Source organism: Blautia sp. TM10-2 (assembly GCF_003480845.1).
Classification (GTDB): domain Bacteria; phylum Bacillota; class Clostridia; order Lachnospirales; family Lachnospiraceae; genus Fusicatenibacter; species Fusicatenibacter saccharivorans.
The window spans coordinates 1-23273 of record NZ_QUJZ01000011.1 but is presented as its reverse complement, the minus strand read 5'-3'; the positions used below and the strand labels follow the sequence as shown (position 1 = coordinate 23273).

Sequence of the window (23273 nt, the reverse complement as noted above, 5' to 3'; positions counted from 1 at the left end):
CCATCATCCGTGTTCCTCCAGATAATTTTCGAACTGTTCCATGGACATCAGAACTTTTCTCGGCTTAGTTCCTTCCTCCGGTCCTACGACACCGGCATCCGCGAGCTGGTCCATGATTCTGGCCGCGCGGTTGAAACCGATTTTCAGCACTCTCTGGAGCATGCCGATCGATGCCTTATCTTTTTCGATGATAAATTTTCCGGCTTCCACGAAGTAATTATCGCGGTTATCTCCGCCGCCTGCGGCAGAACCGCCATCCAGGCTTACGGTGTGAATCCGTTTTTCGATATCCGGATCATAAGCGTTCTCGCCGTAGTGATCTTTTAAGTAGGCAACGACATCGCTGACCTCTTTATCCGAAACAAAGGATCCCTGCAGACGGGCCGGTTTCTGGTAATCCTGCGGCTTGTAGAGCATATCGCCTTTTCCAAGCAGTTTTTCCGCACCTCCCATGTCGAGGATCGTACGGGAATCTACGCTGGAAGAAACCGAGAATGCAATACGGGACGGCATATTTGCCTTGATAAGACCAGTGATGACATTGACGGAAGGTCTCTGTGTTGCAATAATCAGATGGATGCCGGCCGCACGGGCAAGCTGTGCCAGACGGCAGATCGCATCCTCCACTTCTCCCGGCGCAACCATCATCAGGTCGGCAAGCTCATCCACGATAATGACGATCTGCGGCAGTTTTTCCGGTTTTTTGCCGTTTTCATCCGGCGGCAGCTCGGCAACTTTTGCATTGTAGCCTTTCATATCGCGCACGTTGAATTCCGCAAATTTGTTATAACGGTCTGTCATCTCCGCAACCGCCCAGTTCAGAGCTCCGGAAGCCTTTTTCGGGTCTGTGACAACAGGAATAAAAAGGTGCGGAATGCCGTTATAAACAGAAAGCTCAACGACCTTCGGGTCGATCATGATCAGTTTGACGTCTTCCGGTTTTGCCTTATAAATAATACTCATAATCAGTGTGTTGATGCAGACCGATTTACCGGAACCGGTCGCACCGGCGATCAGAAGATGAGGCATTTTCGCGATATCTGCGATGACCGGCTGACCGGAGATGTCTTTTCCGACAGCAAAGGCCAGATTCGAAGAAAAGTTCTTAAACTCCGGTGTTTCAAGAAGATCACGCAGCATCACGGCCGTGTTCGTCTTATTTGGAACCTCGATTCCGACTGCGGATTTTCCCGGGATCGGTGCCTCAATGCGGACATCTGCTGCTGCAAGACTCAGCTTGATATCGTCGGTCAATCCGACAATCCGGCTTACTTTCACGCCCTGTTCCGGCATCAGCTCATACCGTGTGACGGTCGGTCCGCAGCTTACGTTATTGACTGTAACTTTGACACCGAAGCTGTCCAGCGTCTCCTCCAGTTTCCGCGCTACTTCCCGCAGATGCGCATCGGAATCGCCCATGGCACCGCGCGTCCCTTTTTTCAGTAGATTCATCGGCGGTGTTTTGTACTCCGGCCGCTTTTCCTCTGCTTTTTTCCCGATTTCCTGACGAATGCCGTCTATATCCGCCTCGATCTCTTCACAGGAAGACCGCGGATTTCTCGTATGATCCGCAGACGTTTTCTCTTTTTTCGCCTCTTCTGCAGCTTGCCGTGTCATCTCCGGTTCTGTCTTTTCCGGCTCTTCAGCCGGCACAGAACCACGGTGAATCGAAAGCTCCGGCATCTCCATCTGATGGGTATCGTCGTTTTCGTTTAAATCAGCCTTCGATTCCACATGAGAAAGAAGGCGGGATTTCTTTTTCTTCCCGGCTTTTTTCGGTTCCTCCACTGGCTCAAGAATCAGCTCTTTTCCTTCCTCTTCCTCCATCGCAGCTTGGCGCGCCAGACGCTCCTGGCGGCGCTCCTCCGCCATCCGGCGGTGGTCATTCGTCTTTTCATGGATCGGCGCGAGAATCGGCTTCTGCGTCATCACGATCACGGAAATCACGATGGCGATCACAATAATCACCCACGCGCCGATCTGGCCGAATCCCATGCCGAGAATTTTCACGACAGACCCTCCTAAGATTCCTCCGCCGAGATGATCGTAGGCGCTGTCAAAATAGTAATCCAGAAATGTCGTATCTCTCGTATAGCCGGACGCCAGAAGCTGCATAAAAGCGCAGAAAAAGACGAAGCAGCTGATCGCTCCCCCGGTTTTCCGCACAATTAAAAAGTTCTGTCTGTTTGCTATGTAAAATGCTGTTCCAAAGAAGATCAGAACCGGTGCTGCCCACTCTGTCACGCCGAAAAGGCCGAAAAAGAAGTCGCAGACAGCCTGTCCGATCACGCCGCCCATACCGAAATTACTGAGCATCAGCAGAATCGAAACAGCAAGCACGGAAAGCAGAATAATTTCTGCGCGCACTCCCTCGTCCATCGGCTCACGGACTGTGTTTTTCCTTGTGCCGGAGGTACGTTTTGCGGTACTGCTCTTTTTCGCCGTTGTTTTTCTGGCCGTTGTTTGGGTCTGTTTCTTTTTTGCTGTTCCGGAAGCAGAAGTTTTTTTCTTTGTCTTCCCGCTTCCCTTTGTTGTATTTGCCATGCAGAACTTCTCCCCTTTCTCGTATTACAGCAGAAAATATCCTGCAATGGAGAATGTCCCGACAAGAAGACAGTACAAAGCAAAATATTTCAGTTTCCGTTTTTTCACCATACGCATCAGAATGCGGATCGTAAAGTAACCGGCAAGTGCCGCCATGAAAACGCCGACCAGATATACCGGATGAAAAACAATTTTATTTTTTCCCATGGTCGCAAGTTCAACGATCGTTGCCCCGATAATCGCCGGAACACTCACAATCAGAGAGTATTTCACAGCGTACGAACGGGTCATGCCGCCGATCACACACGCAGAAATAGTCGAACCAAGACGGGAAAGACCCGGAATCGTGGAAAAGCCTTGGAAGAATCCGGCAATCAGTGCATCTTTCGGCTTTAAATTTTTCTGCGTTTTTTCTCCCTCCGGAAGCATATCTGCCACCACAAGCAGAATCGCCGTCAGATACAGACCAACGCCAGGTGCCAGCAGATTCGAGGAGGTCAGTGTGACAAGGCTCTGAATCATGCCGCCGATTACAGCAGTCGGGATGGTGGTCAGAATCAGCAGGAAAGCAAGCATACGGTAGTTGCTGCCGAGCACCTTCCGGTACTGCTTTCCCTCCTGATGCTGACTGGAAAAGTGTTCTTTTAAATTATGAAACAGATCGATTATGATTCCGCACAACGCGAGGAAGAGACGTTTCCATTCCTTCGAAAATGTGAGCAGAATTGCAATCATGGAGCCAAAGTGCAAAAGCACATTGAAAAACACCGTCTGCGTATCTTCGATCTTCATAAAGTGACGGAAGATAATCAGATGTGCGGAGCTGCTGATCGGCAGGAATTCCGTGATTCCCTGGATCAGGCCCAGAAATAAAGCTTCTATTACTGTCATTTTTTTATCCTGTTCCCTTATTTTTCTCTTTTGTGAAAGTCCGGCCAAAACTTCCGTTCGAATTTTCACAGCGAACTCATTCTAACACAAAATCCCCTGAAACACAAGCCGCGCCGTGAAGTCAATTTTCTGTCCCTGCTGCCTTTTTCATCAGCTCATTCAGCTTTTCGAGCGCGCGGGCAATGCCGCCGACCTCGTCGATCAGGCCTTCTTCCACTGCCTGCGGGCCGTCCAGCATTGTTCCGACATCCTTGACCAGCATTTTCGTATCGAGCATCAGCTCCTCGAGCCGTTCCTTGGTGATTTTAGAATGGGCCGATACAAAACCTGTGATCCGATCCTGCGTCTTTTCCATATTACGGTACGTCTGTGCAACACCGATGAACATGCCGTTTGTACGCACCGGGTGAATGACCATGGTGGCACTCGGCACGATCAGCGAATAGTCTGCTGCAACGGCGAGCGGGACACCGATCGAATGACCACCCCCTAAAACGAGCGATACCGCAGGCTTTCGCATGGACGCAATCATCTCTGCAATTGCAAGACCGGCCTCCACATCTCCGCCTACGGTATTCAGGAGAATCAGAAGACCATCAATACTTTTGTCCTCCTCGGCACGGGCAAGAGCAGGGAGAATGTGCTCATAGCGCGTCGCTTTCGTGCGCTCGCCGAGTGATTCATGCCCCTCCACCTCGCCGATGATGGACAGCAGATAAATGTTGGTCTTCAGTTCTACAATATTTTCTTTTTCTGTCTGGTTTTTCTGTGATTCTGCCATACGGATTTCCTCTTTTCTGCTATTCCAAAATAGCTTCATCAGTATGCGCAGATTCTTATGATTCTATGTAATTTCCAGTGAAATTACTCGTCCAGGTTGGTATATACGTACTGTACGTCGTCGTCGTCATCCAGCAGATCCAGGGTACGGTTCAGGTCTTTTAATGCCTGCGGATCGGTCAGCTCTACGTAGGTCTGTGGGATCATGGTAACGTCTGCCTCTGCCATGGCGATACCGTCTTTCTCCAGAGCCTCACGTACTGCGGAGAAGTCATCCGGATCGGTGATGATTTCGTAGCTGTCCTCTTCGTCTGCGAAGTCTTCTGCGCCTGCATCCAGAGCAAGCATCATCAGATCGTCAGCATCCATTTCGCACTCTTCTTTGTCGATGATGATCTGGCCTTTTTTGTCGAACATGTAGGATACGCATCCCGGTGTTCCAACGCTTCCGTTTCCTTTGGTGAAAGCGCTTCTTACGTTTGCTGCGGTACGGTTCTTGTTGTCGGTCAGAGTCTCTACGATGATCGCGATACCATTCGGGCCATAACCTTCGTAGGTGATACGCTCGTAGTTGTCTGCGTTTGCATCTCCGGCAGCTTTTTTAATACCGCGGTCGATGGTATCGTTCGGCATGTTGTTTGCTTTTGCTTTTGCGATAACGTCACGCAGCTTGCTGTTGTTTGCCGGATCCGGTCCGCCCTCTTTGACAGCGATTACGATCTCACGGCCGATGATGGTAAAGATTTTACCTTTTTTTGCGTCGTTTTTTTCTTTCTTATGCTTAATATTGGCAAATTTTGAATGTCCTGACATACCTCTTTTGTCTCCTTTATTTAAAGTATTACTTTTCTGTAAAAAGGTTTCCCCGAAAAACGGCAGAAGCCCATATAATATAGAATATAGCACGATCTTTCTCATTCGTCAACCGTGAACCGCGCCAAACAGAGATTTCGCTTTTAGCAACGCATATTTATAAGTAGCCCCTTTTCTGTATTCACTTTTCCTTTTTTCCTCACAGACAGAACCATTATGCACAAAATTCCCCCTTTTCTGTTTGGAACCGTTTTACCTATTTCTTTTTCCTTTTATACAGCATATTCTATCCACCTTTTTCATACAAAATATCCTTTACTTTTTCTATCAGCAGTTCATCACAGAACTTTCGGCTTACACTCTTTCGGCTGATTCCGCTTCCTTCAAACGTTTGGACCCGTCGATACACATACAGTTCTCTCATGTTGAAACCTATGATCATCAGGTTAAATATAACTTCTGTCGCTGTGTGACAATAACAGTGCTTCGCGTGATAATACGTTTTTAACTGATGAAATCCATTCTCTTCAATATCCCATCTGCGCTTCATCATCTCCCACAAGATTCGGTAGTCCGCATGTTCCAGCGTAGTCACAAGCCACATCCAGCATTCGCTTTCCTTTCCTTTTTCTTCCCATTTTTCGCGATATCGGACCACACGGAGTTTATGCGGGCTGCCAGCTATCTCAAATCCGGAAAGATCCCAGACTTCAACCCTCTTTTTTCCTATGTTAAAACTCTTTTTTCTCCCCTCATCCCTCTGGAACATACTTTCCGCATCCTGAAACAAAAGCCTTCTTTCATCTTTAAGCCGGATCACGGTTTCCATACCGCATTCCTTCAAAGCATTGATAAACGGCGCATTCAAGTACAGCGCATCTGCCACAATTACATCCGCAAAATGACCATGCCTTTTCTTTAAACGCCGAATAAGTCTCTTTGCACCTGTCAGTTCCCCTTCATCTTTTCCAGATCCATCCACCGGTTTCAGCATTTCCTGTCCAAAGATTACATAGGGTGGTTTTCCTACTGTCATACATACCACACTCCGATGAAAGTATTCTGTTTTACCAGCCCCATTCTTCCTGCTCAGGCATTCTGGACAGGATTTTTTTGTACTGCTGAACAATTCCACACCATCTATGCCTGCTACTACATAGCCGCCTATGGTTCCTTCCCGAAATACACGGTTACGTTTTATAATATCAACCGTTTGAGCATGAATTTCCTCGATTTCTTTTGGATCTATTCGTGAAAGAAGATCTCTGACCGCATCGACTTTTGGGATTTTTCCACGGATACAGTTTTTCAGCCGTCTACCCATACTTTCGGGCGCTGAAAAGACAGTATGAAAGCTTTCGTACTGCAGTATCAGAAAAATCAATACAGGCATAACAAGGTTAAACAACGGAATAGATTTTCTCTTTCTTTCATCCGATAACCCCTTGATTTTTTGCGGAATTTTGTATACACTTTTCATATAAGTTAGCAGTTTCTTCAATGCTAATTTTTCATTAAGGACACCTTCTTTCGTTTTTATGTTGTGGTAACATAATTATACAATAAAAGGTGTCCTTTTTGGTTGTTTATCCAGAAAAAACAGTAATTTTTCTTTCAATAAGGGAATTCCCCATTCTGCTGGATGCGCTCTCGGCAAAACGGGAATATTATTTTCTAAAAGCGAAATCTCTGCGCGCCAAAAATACCCCTTATGTAGGCAGATCTAGGCTGATTTTCAGTGCTTCGTTCACAAGGGCCAGCTGTTCCGGCGTCAGATGACAGATTTTATCTTTCAGCCTTCTCTTATCGATCGTCCGAAGCTGTTCCAGTAAAATAACAGAATCCCGTACAATCCCATAGGCGGACGCTTCGATCTCAATGTGCGTCGGCAGCTTCGCCTTATTCATCCTCGATGTAATCGCCGCACAGATCACCGTCGGACTGTGCCGGTTGCCGATGTCATTCTGAATGATCAGCACCGGACGGACACCGCCCTGCTCACTTCCCACAACGGGCCGCAGGTCGGCATAATATACATCGCCACGCTTGATTACCACTTGTGCTCACTCTCCGATTCTTTCCGTTTTGCTTTCCCATACGATAACGATCCGGCGTTTTACGCCTTTTAAAATCGTTTCCATGTATTTAATATTGCCTGTTTTTCCGGAGGTATTCACAAATTTCATCCGGCGCTTCAAAAAAGTCCGCCCGGAGTCCTTTTGGGAACCCGTGATTCTGATCTGCTTTGCTCAGATTGACTGCAATCCTCTGATAATCTCGGATGCTGTTACATAGGAAGCACTGCTTTTTTCTTCCGCAGCCTCTCCCGCCTTTCCATGCGCATATGCCGCCAGTGCCGCTGTTTTGGCAAGGCTGATTTTTTTCTCGTTTTTTTCACACTGACGTTTTGCTGCAAAGGCGCCTGTGATTCCCGCGAGCACATCGCCGCTTCCCGCCGTCGCAAGCGCACTGCTTCCGCTTGTGTTTATGTAATACTGCTCACGCCCTTCCTCTGCTGTCACGGTTACGGAATCCTTTCGTACACAGCAGGCCTGGTATTTTTCGGCTGCCCTTCCGGCGCTTCCTGCCGGGTCACGCTGGCATTCTGCAATGGTCATGTGCAGCAGCCGTGCAAGCTCTCCTACATGAGGCGTTAAAATTTTTTCTGCCCGGCAGCCCGAAAGAATCTCTGCATCTTCTGCAATCAGGTTCAGCGCATCTGCATCCAGAACAAGAGGAACTTCTGTGTGCTGCACCGTAAAAACGAGCAGTTCTTTTGCCGTCCGGCTTTTGGAAAGTCCCGGTCCCGCAACAACAGCGTCCGCCCAGGCGAGATCCTGCAGCAGGGCTTCTTCCGGAAGCGGCTCATCCTCCTTCCAGAAATCCGCCATTGCTTCCGGCAGGGCACAGAAAAGCGGCGTACGGTTTCTTTCCTCTGTCACAACCTTTACCATGCCGGCACCGGATGCAAGGACTGCCCTGGCACACAAAACAGCGGCTCCGCACATGGCACCGGAACCGGCAAGTACCAGCACCTTTCCGAAGGTTCCCTTATTTCCCATCGGCGTGCGGGTAAGAAACCGGTCCAGATCTTCTTTTTCCACTGAACCGTACCAGGGCGTCTCCTCTTCTCCTGCATCAAAGCCGATTCCGATATCACGGACCAGGACCTCTCCGGCATATCGTTTTCCGGGATCAAAGAGAAGCCCTGGCTTTGCACAGGCAAATGTCACCGTGGCTCTGGCTTTCACCGCCGCATCAAGGACCTCTCCGGTATCCGTGTGGATCCCCGAAGGGATGTCCACGGCAAGAACAGGAACACCGCTTGCGCAGATTGCTTCCACTGCCCTCCGGTACTCCCCTGCCAGCGGACGGGATACGCCAATTCCAAAGATGGCATCTATGATAACAGTATATTCCCGGAAATCCGGATTCTTAACCTCACGGACCCCATAATTTTCCGCAATTTTCTTCTGTGCTCTCATGCCTTCACTGTATTTTTCCGGATTTCCAAGACAGAACAGTTCCGCATCCACCCCTTTCGTCTTTAAAATCCGTGCAATTGCCGCACCGTCCCCTCCATTATTTCCGGGACCGCACACAGCAAGGACTTTTCCTGTATCCCATGTTCCATTTTGAAGCTCCTCCACGCAGGACAGCGCTGCGCGCTCCATCAGTACCAGGGACGGTACCCCCATGGTTTCGATCGTATTGCGGTCTGCCTGCTTCATCTGTGCTGCTGTAAGAATCCGTTTCATCGCTTTTCCTCCTTTTCCTGCCTTATCCGGAAAGTGAACAGAAAAAGTCTCCGGTTTCCCGAAGACTCTCCTGCTTTTGTTTTGGTTTCTTAATTGTTCTTTGGATGCTCCGCCTCATATCTGGTCAGATTGTAGGAGAGACGCATCAGACTTTCGGAAAGATGGACGTTCTCGACGATCACATCTTTCGGAAGTTTTAAGTTTAGATCGGTATGTGCAAAATTCCAGATTGCTTTTACACCGTTGTCCACGAGAATCTCTGCCATCTCTACCGCTTTTGCTTTTGGCAGTGTCAAAGCCGCAATCTCTACATGGTGTTCCTTGATAAATTCCGGAAGCTCGTCCGCCATGCGGATTTCAATTCCGCGCACGGAGATTCCTTTTAATACCGGGTTGACGTCAAAAATACCGACCGTTTTGAATCCGCTTCTTTCAAAGGCCGCATAATTAGCAAGCGCCTGTCCCAGATTTCCGGCTCCGACAAAAATCATATTGTGGACTCTGTCCAGACCTAAAATTTTTCCAATCTCGCTGTACAGATACCGCACGTTATAACCATACCCCTGCTGGCCGAAGCCGCCGAAATTATTTAAATCCTGGCGAATCTGGGAAGCTGTCACTTTCATCCGCTCGCTCAGCTCACCGGAAGAGATCCGTTCTACTCCGTCCTCCAGCAATTCGCCCAGGTAACGATAATATCTAGGAAGTCTTTTGATAACTGCCCGCGAAATTCCTTTTTCTTCCAAGATAAATTCCTCCTTATTTACACCTGCATATATTCATATTATATATGGTTGATAGAAAATTGTCAAAGATTTCTTGAAATTTTGTGTATTACTCTCTATAATAAGGATGGTGTATTATGTCAAAATACAGAAATATGTTATCTGGAGGAACCACATGATTCTTGCATGTCAGAATATCTCGAAAGCATTCGGGACAACGGAAATTATCAAAAATGCATCTTTTCATATAGAAGAACGCGAAAAAACCGCACTGGTCGGCATCAACGGTGCCGGAAAATCGACGCTGTTAAAAATCATCATCGGCGAAATGAGGGCCGATGAGGGAGAGGTCATCCTCTCCAAAGGAAAGACGATGGGCTATCTCGCCCAGCATCAGGATCTGACCGGACACCTTTCCATTTACCAGGAAGTGCTGACCGCGAAACAGAATCTGATCGATATGGAGGAACGCCTCCGTCAGATGGAAAGTGATATGAATACAAAATCCGGTGCAGAGCTGGATGAACTTCTTTCCACCTACACCCGCCTCTCCCATACCTTTGAACTGGAAAACGGATACGCGTACCGCAGTGAAGTCGTCGGTGTTTTAAAAGGTCTTGGCTTTTCCGAGAGCGATTTTGAAAAACAGGTGGACTCCCTCTCCGGCGGTCAGAAGACCCGCGTGGCACTTGGTAAACTGCTGCTCACCAAACCGGACATCATTCTGCTCGACGAGCCGACCAACCACCTCGATATGGACTCGATCTCCTGGCTCGAAACGTATCTTTTAAATTACAGCGGAGCCGTCCTGATCGTCTCCCATGACCGTTACTTTCTCGACCGCGTTGTCACAAAAGTCGTTGAAGTGGACAATAAAAAAGTAACAACTTTTGAGGGAAACTATACCGCCTACAGTCAAAAAAAAGCAATGCTCCGTGAAGCCGCTTACCATGCCTGGGTCAACCAGCAGCAGGAAATCCACCATCAGGAAGAAGTCATTGCAAAGCTGAAATCTTTCAACCGCGAGAAATCCATCAAACGCGCCGAGAGCCGTGAAAAAATGCTGGACAAAATGGATGTGCTGGAAAAGCCGACCGAAGTACGCTCCGATATGCGGATCCGTCTGGAACCGCGCATCACAAGCGGAAACGATGTGCTGACCGTCGAGCACCTCTCCAAAGCCTTCCCGGGACAGACGCTTTTCCAGGATCTGAATTTCGAAATCAAGCGCGGGGAGCGCGTCGCAATCATCGGAAACAACGGAACGGGAAAAACGACGATCTTAAAGATCTTAAACGAAGTCATCCGCCCGGATGCCGGCTCTTTTACACTTGGAAGCCGTGTACAGATCGGTTACTACGATCAGGAGCATCAGGTGCTCCACATGGAAAAGACCATTTTCCAGGAGATTTCCGACGCGTATCCGTATCTGACAAACACCGAAATCCGAAATGTGCTGGCCGCCTTCCTGTTTACAAACGACGATGTCTTCCAACCGATTCATACCTTGAGCGGCGGTGAGCGCGGACGAATTTCTCTTGCCAAGCTGATGCTCTCGAACGCCAACTTCCTGATCCTCGACGAGCCGACCAACCACCTCGATATCGTATCAAAGGAGATTCTGGAAAACGCGCTGAAGGATTACACTGGAACGGTACTGTACGTTTCCCACGACCGTTACTTTATCAATCAGACTGCAACCCGGATTCTGGAGCTGACGGGACAAACACTCGTCAACTATATCGGAAATTACGATTACTATCTGGAGAAAAAAGAAGAGCTGACCCGCATCTATGCTCCTGCTGCCGATGCCGCCGCTCCGGAAGAAACAGCGGCTCCTTCCGAAGCCTCCTCCACAAAGCTGGACTGGAAAGCGCAGAAAGAAGAACAGGCACGTCTCCGCAAGAAAGAAAACGAGCTGAAAAAGACGGAGAAACGAATTGAAGAGCTTGAGACACGCGATTCGGAAATTGATGAGGAAATGTCGAAACCGGAAGTCGCAACGAATGTGGCAGAGTGTGTGAAATTAAGCAAAGAGAAAGCAGAGATTGCCGCGGAACTCGAAGAGCTGTATGAAAAATGGGAAGAGCTTGCCGAATAGGCCTGGTTTTCCCCGGAAAATTCAAAACAGAAAAAGCCGGTCCGGCGCATCCCTTTTTGCGGGAATGCCGGATCGGCTTTCTTTTTTGCTTCGTTTAATTATTTCTCCAGCTCCTCGCGGATGGCCAGGATGAAATCACGGCTGTTTAATACGGTCGGATTTTCCATGGTGGTGATCAGCGCAAGGTCTTTTGTCATTTTTCCGCTCTCGATCGTTGCGATCGTTGCTTTTTCCAGACGGTCTGCAAATGCGGAAAGTTCTGCGTTTCCATCCATTTCCCCGCGTTTTCTGAGTGCGCCGGTCCATGCAAAAATGGTGGCCACGGAGTTGGTGGATGTCTCCTCACCTTTTAAGTGACGGTAATAGTGGCGCTGTACGGTTCCGTGCGCAGCCTCGTACTCGTAATATCCGTGCGGGGATACGAGAACAGAAGTCATCATCGCAAGGGAACCGAAGGCGGAGGATACCATGTCGCTCATGACATCGCCGTCGTAGTTCTTGCAGGCCCAGATAAAGCCGCCCTCTGCTTTCATGATGCGGGCAACGGCGTCGTCGATCAGAGTGTAGAAGTAGGTAATGCCTGCTTCTGCAAATTTCTCTTTGTACTCTGCATCGAAGATCTCCTGGAAGATATCCTTGAAGCGGTGATCATACTTCTTGGAAATCGTATCCTTGCTTGCAAACCACAGATCCTGTTTCGTGGACAGTGCGTACTCGAAACAGCTTCTCGCAAAGCTTTCTATGGAGTTATCCAGATTGTGCATGCCCTGAATGACACCGGCGCCGGTGAAGTTGTGGATCAGCTCTCTTGTCTCGGTGCCGTCCTCAGCCGTATAAACCAGCTCTGCTTTTCCCGGTCCCGGAATGCGCATTTCTGCATTTTTATAGACATCTCCGTATGCATGACGGGCAATCGTGATCGGTTTTTTCCAGTTGCGCACGCACGGCTCGATGCCTTTTACGACAATCGGGGTACGGAAAACGGTTCCGTCGAGCATGGCACGGATCGTTCCGTTCGGGCTCTTCCACATTTCTTTCAGATTGTACTCGGTCATACGCGCTGCATTCGGCGTAATGGTGGCACATTTGACTGCTACACCGTATTTCTTGGTAGCGTTTGCGGAATCTACGGTTACCTGATCGTTCGTCTCGTTTCTGTGTTCCAGTCCCAGATCGTAATATTCCGTTTTCAGGTCAATAAACGGGAGAAGCAGCTCATCTTTGATCATTTTCCAGAGAATTCTGGTCATCTCATCTCCATCCATCTCTACCAGAGGAGTGGTCATCTGAATTTTTTCCATAGTAGGCCTCCTTTTTCTATTCCCGTTTATTGTATAAAGTATCCTATAGCTTGTCAAGTCAAAATTCGCCTGATTTTTTGGCATTTTCCCATAAATTCACACAATTTTTGCAGGATGAGAGGTGTTTTCCTTCATTTTTCTTTTTTTATGCTGCCGCACAGTGTCTCACAGAAGAGACAGAAAACGGTCTGTTTGAAGCATCCCATGCCCCTGACGGTTGCGCGGAAGGCCAAGGTCTCTCGCCGATTCGCAAAGCAGCATTTTCGCCTGGACATTTGTAAGATCCGGAACCCGTTCAAGTGCCAAAGCCACGGCTCCGGACACCCGCGGTGCCGCCATCGAGGTGCCGCTCTTCACCACATATTCCTTCCTGCTTCTTCCAGGCGCGCAGGAAATGAGACGTTTTCCAGGCGCGACAAGATCCGGTTTGCAGACGCAGTCCCGTGTCGGGCCGCATCCGGAGATTCCTCTTCTTGGCTCCAGCAGATCGCCCGCTCCCACGGTGATCACTTTTCTGCTGCTCCCCGGCGCCGTAATACTGCCCGGAGCGGGCCCCAGATTTCCGGCCGCTGTCACAACAGTGATCCCGTCATCCCAGGCGCGCTCCACCGCCTGTACTAGCAGATCATCCACCGTTTTTTCCTGCTCTGTTGTTCCCACTGAAATATTTAAAATGCGGATATTAAGTCTTATTCGCTCTTTGCACACCCAGTCAATCGCCGCGAGGATATCCTGCTTTCTTCCATTTCCCCTTCGGTCCAGAATCTTCACTACGACAAACCGGCATCCCGGTGCCGCACCCTGGTATTTTCCGCCGGACGCTCTTCCACTTCCGCCAAGGATACCACAGACATGCGTTCCGTGTCCATTGTCATCGTAAGGCGTCTCCCGCCCGTACACAAGATCCCGGAAGGCTACAATCCGGCCGTCAAAATCCATATGGGGAAAAATCCCTGTATCCAGCACGGCGGCTGTAATTCCTTTTCCTGTCAGATTTTCCTGCTCTTTCATCCATAAGCCCCTGTGTATTCTTATCTTATGGTATGCAAAAAAGGCTGCCTTTCGCAAAGAACAGCCTTTTTGTTTTTCTTTTCTATACTTAAAACTGAATCTGCTTTTCCCCTTTCCGTTTCCAGAGAGCTGCTGCAAGCGGGATGCCGCAGAGCTCAGCCAGGACAAAGGCGCCCCATATCAGATTCAGGTTTCCAAATCCTTTGAGAAGAAATGCAAACACCAGCGGCAGAATCGCCTGGCGTGTCATGGATATGTACATACTTTCTTTTCCAAGGGAAAGTCCCTGCAGCGCCGCCTGATAGATCAGACCTGGAATCGAAAGCAGATAGGCACCGACAGAATGCGGAGCGCCGGGACTCCAATGCGCATCAGATTGTCCGAGGCATCATATTGTATGTATGGCAATAAAAAACAGGAAGATATCTGCCAAAACCGTTTCGGTAAAGATCTTCCTGTCCTTTTTTCAGAAACTTTTCAAAAACATTACTTCTGCTGCTCCATTCGCTTCAGTTCCGGCAGAACCAGAATCAGCATGGTGATAAAGCAGAGACTTCCGCCGATTACGTTTGATACCGGTTCGGCAAGGAATACACCGTCCGTTCCCATGTGGAGTACGTACGGCATCAGATAGGTGAGCGGTACAACAATGAAGACTTTTCGGAGCAGGGAGAAAAAGATCGCCTGCTTCTTTTTATTCAGAGATTTGAATACGGTCTGTCCAATGTACTGCAGATCCATGAAAATGAATGCTGCAAAGTACTGCTTCAGAGCCGGAACCGCATCTGCGGTCAGTACCGCATCCGAACTGAAAATACCGATCAGCGCATGCGGCGCCAGAACAATCACGCTCCACATCACTGCGGTATAGCCGAGGATCATCGCACTCATGACACACATCGCCTTGCGCACGCGGGCCGGACGGCGTGCACCGTAATTATAGCTCAAAATCGGAGAAGTTCCCTCATTCATTGCATAGATCGGTGTCTCGACGAGCTGACGCACGCTCGATACGATCGTCATAACAGAGATGTAAATATCACCGCCGGTCACAGAGAGTACGTTGTTGCAGCAGATCGTGACAAGGCTGTTGGTCAGCTGCATGATAAATCCCGCGGTACCGAGGCTGACAATATTTTTCGCATAGCCTGCACACTCAGAAATTTCATTTTTCCGCACAAAGCGCACTTTCAGTTCCGATTTCCGGGTCAGGAAATACAGAACGAACACTGCGGAAAGTGTCTGGGAAATCACAGTTGCAATCGCAGCCCCCTGCACACCAAAGCCAAACACAAAGATAAACAGCGGGTCAAGCAGCAGGTTTGCGACCGCTCCGATCGTGACGGAAAGCATACCAACGGTCGAGTAGCCCTGCGCGTTGATGAACGGGTTCATGCCGGTTGCCACCATCGACGGCAAAGTTCCGATCAGATAAATCATCATATAAGGATACGCGTAGACCATCGCATCTGCCGATGCGCCGAACAGTGATAGCAGTGGACGGGCAAACAAAAAGCCGATCACCATCAGTATGACAGCACAGACACATACCATGGAATACGACGTATTCATAATACGTTCCGCCTTTTTTTGATCATTCTTTCCACGCTCAATCGAAAACAGCGGAGCGCCGCCGCTTCCAAACAAGTTGCTGAATGCTGTGATGATAACGATCAGCGGAAAGCACAGACCGACTGCACCGAGTGCCGCCGTTCCTACCTCCGGGATCCGCGCGATGTAGACGCGGTCTACAATATTGTACAGCAGACTCAAAATCTGAGCAACCAGCATCGGGAGCGCTGCCCCGAAGATGTTTCCGGTTACGGTTCCATGTTCGAAATCAATTCGTTTCATTTGTTCCCTCATTCCCTTCTTTTTCACTTGCTTTTCAGTATAGCATGGCGTATTCTATATGTAAATTATTGTTTTTATATTGAAATTGAATAATTTTTATATAGTTTTTTCAGGAGGATTTTTATGGAACTTCGACAACTCGAATACTTCCGCGCCATCGTGGACGCGGGAACCATCAGCGGGGCGGCACGGGTGCTGCATATGACACAGCCGCCGTTAAGTTATCAGATCAAAATGCTGGAGGAAGAGCTTCAGGTGCCTCTTCTCATCCGCGGTACAAAGAAAATCACCCTGACCGAGGCAGGAAAAACACTGTATGAACAGGCAGGAACGCTTCTGATGCTTGCGGATCTCACCAGGCGCGAAGTCGTAAAATCCAGTCAGTCTGCGACACTCCACATCGGCATGACGCCATCCACCGTTTCGCTGCTCGCCGACTATCTCCTGCGATTTTCCCGGAAATACCCGCACATCCATTTTGATGTCCACGAGGGTTCTACCTTTGCTTTAAAAGACCAGCTCGAAAATCACATGGTGGATCTCACCACGCTCCGCACGCCAATCGTTTTAAATGGCTGCGAGACGAAGACCCTTTTAAAAGAGAGCATCACCGCCATGGCACTCCCTTCTCACCCGCTTTTTGCCGGGCGTGAAACCCTTTCGCTTACGGAACTTGCCGAGCAGCCGCTGATTCTGTCGAACCGCTACCGGAAATACATGCTCTCCGCTTTCGAGCAGGCGGGTCTGTTCTGCGATATCTATCTCACCTGCGAGGACGCCCGCACGGCAATGACAATGGCAGAAAAAGGCCTTGGCATCGCTCTTCTGCCGGCCTCCATGCTGAATCTTACCCATAAATTAAAGGCCTGCACCATCACAGATGCAGACCTTACAACCGAAATCCTGCTTGCCTGGCGCAAGGGGCGCCTTCCGTCTGAACTTCGGGCTTTTCTGGAATTGTGGGATGAAAATGACTCCCTCAATAATCAAATTCATGTTCCCCAACCGTAATCGTCTGCGTCAGTTTTTCATTCTGATACGGTTTACGGATCTCAATTAGATTCAGAACGGTGTAACCACGCTTTCTCAAAAATTCAATCATCCTGTGGTTATTGGGATGGACATAGTTGTAAACCGTATCGTTTCCATAAGAAGCTGCAATTTCTTCTGCCTTGCCATGCAGTGCGGCAGCGACTCCCTGCCGGCGGTACTCTTCTCTGACAAAGATGGATTCCACCCACACCACCTCGCTCTCAATACGACAGACAACATAACCTGCGTATTCGCCATGCACCGTAGCGGCAAACACTGGAAATCCTGCTAAAAGGTATTCCTTCATTTCTTCCCGTCCGTCTTCCACGTTCGGTTTTGATGCAATTCCTTTATAGGAACGCAGTTCTACTCGAAACAGCGCAACCATTTCTGCAAGGGCATCGTTTACCTGCCTGATTTCTACCAGTTCTATTTTTTTCATGGTTTCTCTCTCCTGCCACTGTCGTTCTTTTTCCTATTTGCAATTCGTCTCGCTGCTCATATCCGTGATCGAAGTATATCAGGCTTCTTTTCTCTTGCGAAACAAATATTCATCCAATTGTTTCCGAATCGTTTCCGGTATTTCTCTTGCCACCGGGCAGACCGCTGCGTTTGCGAATCTTCTGGTAAATACTGTCAGGAAATCAATATCTTTTTGCAGCTGCTCCATCGACATCACATCTTTGACATCGTAGCGGCAGTGAATCGGGGCGACATTTCCGTTGGCAATACGCGCAAACGAAACAGCCGGAACCCCATGATCGGCAAATGGCGTGGAATCACTGGAATAGACGCCGTTTTCTGCTGCGATTGGAAAGCCAACTTCTGCAGCCATATAGCTGATGTAATGGGTAAGCTTTTCTTCTGCCGATACGCAGGCGATAAATTTTCCCATATACGTTCCGATCATGTCCAGATTGATGTTCAGTACGATCTGTCTCAACTCTTTCTCATGATCTCTGACATACGCCTTCGATCCTAAAAGTCCTCTTTCTTCGCTTCCGCAGAATACAAACCGAAGACCATAATTCAGCTCTTTCCCTTTCATCTGCTCCATGATTCCAAGAAGCCCTGCGCATCCGCTCATGTTGTCATATGCACCATGCGAAAGCGATGTCGTATCATAATGCGCGCTTAAAACGATCCATTCTTCTCTTTTTCCCGGCAATTCTGCAATCACATTATGGGATTCTCCATCGTATTCCTTCTGCCGGATTTCCAGACGGATCTGTTTTACTTTATTTTTCACAAGTTCTACTGCCTGTGCGGAGTGAATCATAGCGCAGAGCACTTTCTTTTCCTCTCCGACAACGGCTTCCCGAAGATCTCTCTGATCAATGTCTGTATGTGGGTAATAGCTGTTTCCATATTGGAACAGAATCGCTTTCGCGCCTGCTTTCATCAAATCCTGGTACGCAAAAAATCCGATTCCCTGCGTATCCATCAGCACAATTTTATCTTTTGCACCGGCAACGGAAACCGGATCGGTTCCCGGCATATAGTAGAGTTCGCCTTCGACACTTCCGCTTCCGCAGCATGTGAGAGCTTTGCATGAAATTTCCATCCCGTCTGCATACAAATGTGCCTCTTCGATTTCGCCCATCGCAACGCGGAAACCTTCCAGTTTTGCCGGGACTCCTAATGCTTCACACTGCTCCTTTAAATAGTTTGCAACCTGCAATTCTTCTTTTGTACCGCTTGCATGTACAAAATCTGTCTGGTCAAAAATAGATTTTAACTTCATATTTTTAGTTCTCCTTTATAACCATTTTTTCTGTATATCATTTGCTAACATAACCATGTTATTTCGTACAACTTTTTTAAAAAACTGTGATGGTGTATCTGTTCCTCTTTCTCATTCCCATGATTTATGTTTTTTCCAGAGCTCAGAGAGACTCGATCAGTCCTTTGATTCCCTGCTCTTTATAGATATCTTTATAGTATTGGACTTCATCCTTGATCAGCTCATCGATCACCTGCATGCCAAGCAGCTCCACCGGCGCCTGGTCATCTGTGAGGATATAATTTCCTTTCTGATATTCTGTAAGATTTGACGTAACTTCCTGCATCATATTTTTCAGGTTTACGTTTGTAAGTTCCCCCGTATGTTTCGTCAGATTCTTTACGATGTCCGAATCGTCCGACGCAAAGAGTTCCCGGTTGGACGATCCTGCCACATCCACTGTAACCGCTGTATCAAAGACACTTCCAATCGTATCCGAAAGGTACTGATTGATGTTTCCTTCCTTCATTCCACGCATATTCATGTTTACCACCATAACGCCATCGTCCTTCAGATGTGATTTGACCAGTTCAAAGAACTCTTTGGAGGACATCTGGAATGGAATTGTGATATCCTGATATGCATCGACCATAATCACATCATACGTTTTCTGCGATGCATTTAAAAACGCTCTTCCATCGTAAGTAGTCACCGGAATATCCTCGGAAAGTGAAAAATATTTCCGCGAGAGATCCGTGATCTTTTCATCAATCTCTACACCCTCAATGTTCATGTTCCCAAAATATTTCTTACACTGTGTGGCGTAGGTTCCCGTACCCATGCCAAGGATCAGCACATCCATCTGATCTGTCGGCTTGTCTTTGATCATAAGCGGCGCCGCCATCGCATAATCATAGTACATTCCGGTCAGTTCATCCTGCTTCATATAGACAGACTGTACGCCAAACAGAACATTGGTAGACAATGCTACTCTCTTATCATTTTCGTACACCTGAAGATAGTTGTATACAGACTCTCCCTCATATGTCAGGTTGTTTTCCCAGAATGCGAAGGAATCGGAATAACCTGTTCCACAGCAGAACGCGAAAATAAGTACCGATGCAATCACTTTCTTTTTCCCTGCTTTTTCCATCACAAAATACACGATGGATAACGCAAGTAAAATTCCCGCAAAGATCAGAAAAGTGATCGATGTTCCAACCGCAGGGATCGTAACAAACGTCGGCACAAAGGTACCAATAATGCTGCCGATCGTATTGAATGCTCCCAGTGTTCCCACCGTTTTTCCGTTATCATCCAGATTGCTCACCGAATATTTGACCAGCGACGGAGTTACCGTACCCAGTAAAAATAACGGGAACACAAAAATTACCATACAGGCCACAAACGCAGCCAGGATCAGAAAATTGTTATTTACGGAAAAAATCAGAACCGCAGAAATGCCAACAATGATATATTTTCCGACCACGGGAATTAACGCAATCCATAAAGCAGCTACGATGATACGTCCATAGAGCTTGTCCGGATTGGGCGACTTGTCCGCCGTTCTGCCTCCATAGATATTTCCCAGTGCCATAGCAATCATGATGGTTCCGATGATGATCGTCCATACAATCTGTGAAGAACTAAAATACGGGGCAAGCAGCCTGCTCGCACCAAGTTCTACCGCCATCACAGACATTCCGGAAAAAAATTCTGTCAGATACAAAAATAACTTGTTTTTTAAGATGCCACGATTTTTTCTTTCCATGTCGACTCCTTTTTTATTTTATCTTTTTGCTGCCATCATGCCGGCAAAAGAGTGAAACATACCGCAAAATGGAACGCACAGAATGCGGAAATGATTTTTCAAACGCGCTCTACTATCATACTATAGACTTCTTTGGAATTTTGCAATATATTTTTCCATGACTCTTAATGTCCAAACAGCCATCCCATATTTTTTTCATCCCGACAGAACAGATAACCGCCTCCGTGCTGATAAGTCACTTTCGTTCCTGCAAAGTAATTTTTCTCTTTTATATCCAGTACCAGCAAATTGTCTATTTCGGATTTTGCTAAACCCTGCTCTGCATACAGCTCATATAAAATCTGATACGCTTCTTTAAACGGTTCTGATCCATAATATTCATCACTTTCGCCAATCACAAAATAGACCGGTGTTTTTGCCTCTGTCACCGGTTCATATGCTCCATCCCATTTGGAGCTGCACATGAGCGCTGCAGTAAACAGTTCCGGCTTTTTTCCCAGGATCAGCGCCAGCGTTTCTCCTCCGCCGGAATAGCCGTTACTATATACTTTTTCCGGTTCTGCTGCCCCTTCTGATGCTGCTGCCCCTTCTGTTTCTTCCAGCTCTGTCATTTCTTCTGTGTTTCTTTTTTCTTCTGTATCCTTTGAATCCTCTATCTGTTCAGATCCCGCTGCCGGAACATCCATATTCCTTTTTCCAGCGCTTTTAAAAAACTATCTGGATAGCAGAAGCGATATAGCAAAAATAGCAAAGCAAACCGTAATCAGCATTATTTTTCTTTTTGTCATAATGTGAATTCCTCCTTTTTTTACTATTTTTAATCATAGCAAAACGAGACCTCCATAAGAAGTCTCGTTTTTTTCAGTCATAACCTTTCCGTTTATTCTTCTGGTCAAAGCTCTACCACTTTCGTTGCCAGCTTTCTGGCAAACCTTGCATCATGCTCCACGATCAGCATCGTTGGCTGGAACTGCGCAATCAGTTTCTCAATCTGCATCCGTGAAAATACATCAATATAATTCAGCGGTTCATCCCACAGATAGAGATGCGCAGGTGTTAAAAGGCTGGCAGCAATCAATACTTTTTTCTTCTGTCCCTCGGAAAATTCCTCCATGTTTTTTACAAACTGTTCTCTGTCCAGATCCAGGCTGCGCAACATGGAAAGGAGCATTGGCTCATCAATTTCCTGCTTTTTGGCAAATTCTTTCAGCGTTCCGGACAGATGCGAGGTATCCTGGTTGATATAGGAAATAACGAGATTTGAGGCAATCGAACAGGTACCCGTTGCCATTATATTTTCGCCGGAAAGATTTTCGCATCCGGACATCGTAATTTTCCGCTTTTCGATTCCGCCATTGGAAGAATTTTGCAGGTTCTGCGTCAGAATATACTTGATCAGGCTGGATTTTCCACAGCCATTTTTTCCTTTCAGAAAAACACGGTCTCCTTGTTTCAGTTCAAAATTCAATCCGGTGATCACATTCTCTTTTCCATCCCGGTATTTTAAGGAAAAATCCCTGCATTCGATCAGCCGTTCTTTGTAATGGGAAAGCGGCATAATCTTTAAATCTTTTACCGTTTCGATATCTTTTAACAGCCCTTCCTTTTTCTCGATCTCCCGGTCCATTCTCTCCTCGTACGCTTTGACGCGCGACTGCATTTTCTTCGTCTTTGCTCCGATATACGATCGTGTCGATATCGATCTGTCATGTTCTTTGGCTGGATCATATCCAATCTTGGTATTTTCATTTTTTTCTGCCCAGCGCGAAGAACAATCGGCGGCTGCCTTTAGTTTTCCAATTTCTTTTACACGTTTTTCATGTTCCATTCTGGCAAAATGATCTGCTTTTTCCTTGTTTTCCCACCAGCTGGAAAAATTGCCGCTCTGTACTTCGATCGAGGCCCGGTTTAAAACCAGCACATGATCGATGCAGGCATCCAGCAGATCCCTGTCGTGGGATACCAGAATAAATCCTTTTTTTGACGCCAGATATTTTTTGATAATCTCTCTGGCGTCCTGATCCAAATGGTTGGTGGGTTCATCGATCAGCAGAAAATCATTTTCACCGGAAAAAAGGACTGCAAGCATAACCCTGGTCCGCTCCCCAAAGCTTAACGTACCAAATGGTCTGTACAAAAGTTCTGCGTCCATATCCAGTTTTTCCAATTCACAAAGAACTCTCCAGCTCTCTACTCCCGCTTTCCAGTCTTCCATCAGCTCCGCTGCTGTCCGTTCCAGATCTTTTTGTTTCACCGGATACGGAAAATAATCGAAGACAACCGAGCGGGTGATCGCTCCCTGGTATTCGTATTTTCCCAGGAGTAACTGAAGAAACGTTGTCTTTCCCTTTCCGTTTCTTCCCACAAAACCAAGCTTCCAGCTGGTGTCGATTGAAAACGATACATTTTCAAAGATTGTATCATAACTTCCTTCATACCCAAAAGTTAGATTACTGACATTGATCTGTGCCATAAAAACTCCCTTCTGCCTGTTTTTCTTTTTCTCACGCATAAAAAATTCTGCCTAGAGTATTTAAAAAGCGAGCCCGCTTTGCGTACGCAAAACAGACCCGCATCCTAAACAGACACAGCGTGCATGGCACTGGTGTCGGAACATAACGAATCGTCTGAGTATCTAATTTAAGCGTACACAAAATAACCTGTTTCAAACAGGTCCTATCAAAATACAATTGTGTTTTCCAGCTTAAATTATTTCAGATACATTCCCTCACCTTTACACGTTCATGTTCTTTCTTTTTTTCTAGTTAGCAACCACCAGTTCAACTGGTGGTTTATTATTAGCCCTCCAAAGGGCTATTGTTACTATTCGCCCCAAAGGGCGGTATCGCAAGCACTTTTGCTGGCCCGCTATAAAGCGGTACTACTCGAATCTTCTCGTCTCGATTCTTCTGCTTGCTCTTTTATATACTTTTGAACTGCTTCATCTGTTATATTGCCAATCGTTTCAA

General features: G+C 47.4%; 20 protein-coding genes. 3 read left to right on the top strand and 17 right to left on the bottom strand.

Annotation, left to right across the window (positions count from 1 at the left end; genetic code table 11):
* Positions 1-3 precede the first annotated feature (3 nt).
* From DXD92_RS12050 to DXD92_RS12015, 8 genes are all read right to left on the bottom strand, one after another.
* Positions 4-2544 carry an FtsK/SpoIIIE family DNA translocase gene (locus DXD92_RS12050; protein WP_117801099.1) on the bottom strand — a complete coding sequence of 847 codons (2541 nt, stop codon included), beginning with the start codon at positions 2542-2544 and terminating at the stop codon, positions 4-6.
* Between the two features lie 24 nt (positions 2545-2568).
* Positions 2569-3435: an undecaprenyl-diphosphate phosphatase gene (locus DXD92_RS12045; RefSeq protein ID WP_117801097.1), complete on the bottom strand. Its 867-nt coding sequence runs from the start codon at positions 3433-3435 to the stop codon at positions 2569-2571.
* Between the two features lie 121 nt (positions 3436-3556).
* Positions 3557-4216, bottom strand: coding sequence for a ClpP family protease (locus DXD92_RS12040; protein WP_022462570.1), 660 nt, complete (start codon positions 4214-4216; stop codon positions 3557-3559).
* 83 nt (positions 4217-4299) lie between these two features.
* Positions 4300-5028 (bottom strand): YebC/PmpR family DNA-binding transcriptional regulator, encoded by a 729-nt coding sequence (locus DXD92_RS12035; RefSeq protein ID WP_022462571.1) that lies wholly within the window; start codon positions 5026-5028, stop codon positions 4300-4302.
* 286 nt (positions 5029-5314) lie between these two features.
* Positions 5315-6064 (bottom strand): transposase, encoded by a 750-nt coding sequence (locus DXD92_RS12030; protein ID WP_243037624.1) that lies wholly within the window; start codon positions 6062-6064, stop codon positions 5315-5317.
* 673 nt (positions 6065-6737) lie between these two features.
* Positions 6738-7085, bottom strand: coding sequence for a type II toxin-antitoxin system PemK/MazF family toxin (locus tag DXD92_RS12025; RefSeq protein WP_022462572.1), 348 nt, complete (start codon positions 7083-7085; stop codon positions 6738-6740).
* Positions 7086-7277: 192 nt separating this feature from the next.
* Complete coding sequence (locus DXD92_RS12020) at positions 7278-8786, bottom strand: bifunctional ADP-dependent NAD(P)H-hydrate dehydratase/NAD(P)H-hydrate epimerase (RefSeq protein ID WP_022462573.1); 1509 nt, start codon at positions 8784-8786, stop codon at positions 7278-7280.
* 89 nt (positions 8787-8875) lie between these two features.
* A complete protein-coding gene (locus tag DXD92_RS12015; protein WP_022462574.1) occupies positions 8876-9532 on the bottom strand; it encodes a redox-sensing transcriptional repressor Rex in 657 nt (218 codons plus the stop codon).
* 154 nt (positions 9533-9686) lie between these two features.
* Here DXD92_RS12015 and DXD92_RS12010 point away from each other — a divergent pair, with 154 nt between their 5' ends.
* Positions 9687-11612: an ABC-F family ATP-binding cassette domain-containing protein gene (locus DXD92_RS12010; RefSeq protein ID WP_117812762.1), complete on the top strand. Its 1926-nt coding sequence runs from the start codon at positions 9687-9689 to the stop codon at positions 11610-11612.
* Positions 11613-11710: 98 nt separating this feature from the next.
* Here DXD92_RS12010 and DXD92_RS12005 read toward each other — a convergent pair whose 3' ends face one another.
* The 4 genes from DXD92_RS12005 to DXD92_RS11995 form a co-directional block, all read right to left on the bottom strand.
* Positions 11711-12913 carry an NADP-dependent isocitrate dehydrogenase gene (locus tag DXD92_RS12005; protein ID WP_055217983.1) on the bottom strand — a complete coding sequence of 401 codons (1203 nt, stop codon included), beginning with the start codon at positions 12911-12913 and terminating at the stop codon, positions 11711-11713.
* Between the two features lie 165 nt (positions 12914-13078).
* Entirely contained in the window at positions 13079-13924 is an 846-nt protein-coding gene (locus DXD92_RS12000; protein WP_055227885.1) for a S8 family peptidase, read from the bottom strand.
* A gap of 88 nt (positions 13925-14012) precedes the next feature.
* Positions 14013-14186 carry a hypothetical protein gene (locus tag DXD92_RS18565; RefSeq protein WP_158578914.1) on the bottom strand — a complete coding sequence of 58 codons (174 nt, stop codon included), beginning with the start codon at positions 14184-14186 and terminating at the stop codon, positions 14013-14015.
* 224 nt (positions 14187-14410) lie between these two features.
* On the bottom strand, positions 14411-15778 hold the full coding sequence (locus tag DXD92_RS11995) for an MATE family efflux transporter (RefSeq protein ID WP_118596001.1): 1368 nt from the start codon (positions 15776-15778) through the stop codon (positions 14411-14413).
* Between the two features lie 123 nt (positions 15779-15901).
* Between DXD92_RS11995 and DXD92_RS11990 the strand changes: the two genes are divergently transcribed.
* On the top strand, positions 15902-16789 hold the full coding sequence (locus DXD92_RS11990; protein WP_117508979.1) for a LysR family transcriptional regulator: 888 nt from the start codon (positions 15902-15904) through the stop codon (positions 16787-16789).
* Here the strand turns inward: DXD92_RS11990 and DXD92_RS11985 are convergent.
* From DXD92_RS11985 to DXD92_RS11975, 3 genes are all read right to left on the bottom strand, one after another.
* Positions 16758-17252, bottom strand: a complete 495-nt coding sequence (locus tag DXD92_RS11985) for a GNAT family N-acetyltransferase (RefSeq protein ID WP_055227881.1) — start codon at positions 17250-17252, stop codon at positions 16758-16760. The genes DXD92_RS11990 and DXD92_RS11985 overlap by 32 nt on opposite strands.
* 78 nt (positions 17253-17330) lie before the next feature.
* A complete protein-coding gene (locus tag DXD92_RS11980; RefSeq protein ID WP_118596002.1) occupies positions 17331-18554 on the bottom strand; it encodes a M28 family metallopeptidase in 1224 nt (407 codons plus the stop codon).
* Between the two features lie 142 nt (positions 18555-18696).
* Positions 18697-20304: a spermidine synthase gene (locus DXD92_RS11975; protein ID WP_117804095.1), complete on the bottom strand. Its 1608-nt coding sequence runs from the start codon at positions 20302-20304 to the stop codon at positions 18697-18699.
* 51 nt (positions 20305-20355) lie between these two features.
* Between DXD92_RS11975 and DXD92_RS19690 the strand changes: the two genes are divergently transcribed.
* Entirely contained in the window at positions 20356-20430 is a 75-nt protein-coding gene (locus DXD92_RS19690) for a DUF6783 domain-containing protein (RefSeq protein WP_373141018.1), read from the top strand.
* 38 nt (positions 20431-20468) lie between these two features.
* Here the strand turns inward: DXD92_RS19690 and DXD92_RS11970 are convergent, their stop codons facing one another.
* A complete protein-coding gene (locus DXD92_RS11970) occupies positions 20469-20990 on the bottom strand; it encodes a hypothetical protein (protein WP_243037577.1) in 522 nt (173 codons plus the stop codon).
* Positions 20991-21196: 206 nt separating this feature from the next.
* Positions 21197-22777 (bottom strand): ATP-binding cassette domain-containing protein, encoded by a 1581-nt coding sequence (locus tag DXD92_RS11965; RefSeq protein WP_118596003.1) that lies wholly within the window; start codon positions 22775-22777, stop codon positions 21197-21199.
* Positions 22778-23273 lie beyond the last annotated feature (496 nt).

What these genes read in the sequence shown, in the direction of transcription:
- DXD92_RS12050 (WP_117801099.1), bottom strand. Translation starts at nt 2,544, where the DNA reads ATGGCAAATACAACAAAGGGAAGCGGGAAGACAAAGAAAAAAACTTCT.
- DXD92_RS12045 (WP_117801097.1), bottom strand. Translation starts at nt 3,435, where the DNA reads ATGACAGTAATAGAAGCTTTATTTCTGGGCCTGATCCAGGGAATCACG.
- DXD92_RS12040 (WP_022462570.1), bottom strand. Translation starts at nt 4,216, where the DNA reads ATGGCAGAATCACAGAAAAACCAGACAGAAAAAGAAAATATTGTAGAA.
- DXD92_RS12035 (WP_022462571.1), bottom strand. Translation starts at nt 5,028, where the DNA reads ATGTCAGGACATTCAAAATTTGCCAATATTAAGCATAAGAAAGAAAAA.
- DXD92_RS12030 (WP_243037624.1), bottom strand. Translation starts at nt 6,064, where the DNA reads ATGACAGTAGGAAAACCACCCTATGTAATCTTTGGACAGGAAATGCTG.
- DXD92_RS12020 (WP_022462573.1), bottom strand. Translation starts at nt 8,786, where the DNA reads ATGAAACGGATTCTTACAGCAGCACAGATGAAGCAGGCAGACCGCAAT.
- DXD92_RS12010 (WP_117812762.1), top strand. Translation starts at nt 9,687, where the DNA reads ATGATTCTTGCATGTCAGAATATCTCGAAAGCATTCGGGACAACGGAA.
- DXD92_RS12005 (WP_055217983.1), bottom strand. Translation starts at nt 12,913, where the DNA reads ATGGAAAAAATTCAGATGACCACTCCTCTGGTAGAGATGGATGGAGAT.
- DXD92_RS12000 (WP_055227885.1), bottom strand. Translation starts at nt 13,924, where the DNA reads ATGAAAGAGCAGGAAAATCTGACAGGAAAAGGAATTACAGCCGCCGTG.
- DXD92_RS18565 (WP_158578914.1), bottom strand. Translation starts at nt 14,186, where the DNA reads ATGTACATATCCATGACACGCCAGGCGATTCTGCCGCTGGTGTTTGCA.
- DXD92_RS11995 (WP_118596001.1), bottom strand. Translation starts at nt 15,778, where the DNA reads ATGAAACGAATTGATTTCGAACATGGAACCGTAACCGGAAACATCTTC.
- DXD92_RS11990 (WP_117508979.1), top strand. Translation starts at nt 15,902, where the DNA reads ATGGAACTTCGACAACTCGAATACTTCCGCGCCATCGTGGACGCGGGA.
- DXD92_RS11985 (WP_055227881.1), bottom strand. Translation starts at nt 17,252, where the DNA reads ATGAAAAAAATAGAACTGGTAGAAATCAGGCAGGTAAACGATGCCCTT.
- DXD92_RS11980 (WP_118596002.1), bottom strand. Translation starts at nt 18,554, where the DNA reads ATGAAGTTAAAATCTATTTTTGACCAGACAGATTTTGTACATGCAAGC.
- DXD92_RS11975 (WP_117804095.1), bottom strand. Translation starts at nt 20,304, where the DNA reads ATGGAAAGAAAAAATCGTGGCATCTTAAAAAACAAGTTATTTTTGTAT.
- DXD92_RS11970 (WP_243037577.1), bottom strand. Translation starts at nt 20,990, where the DNA reads ATGGATGTTCCGGCAGCGGGATCTGAACAGATAGAGGATTCAAAGGAT.
- DXD92_RS11965 (WP_118596003.1), bottom strand. Translation starts at nt 22,777, where the DNA reads ATGGCACAGATCAATGTCAGTAATCTAACTTTTGGGTATGAAGGAAGT.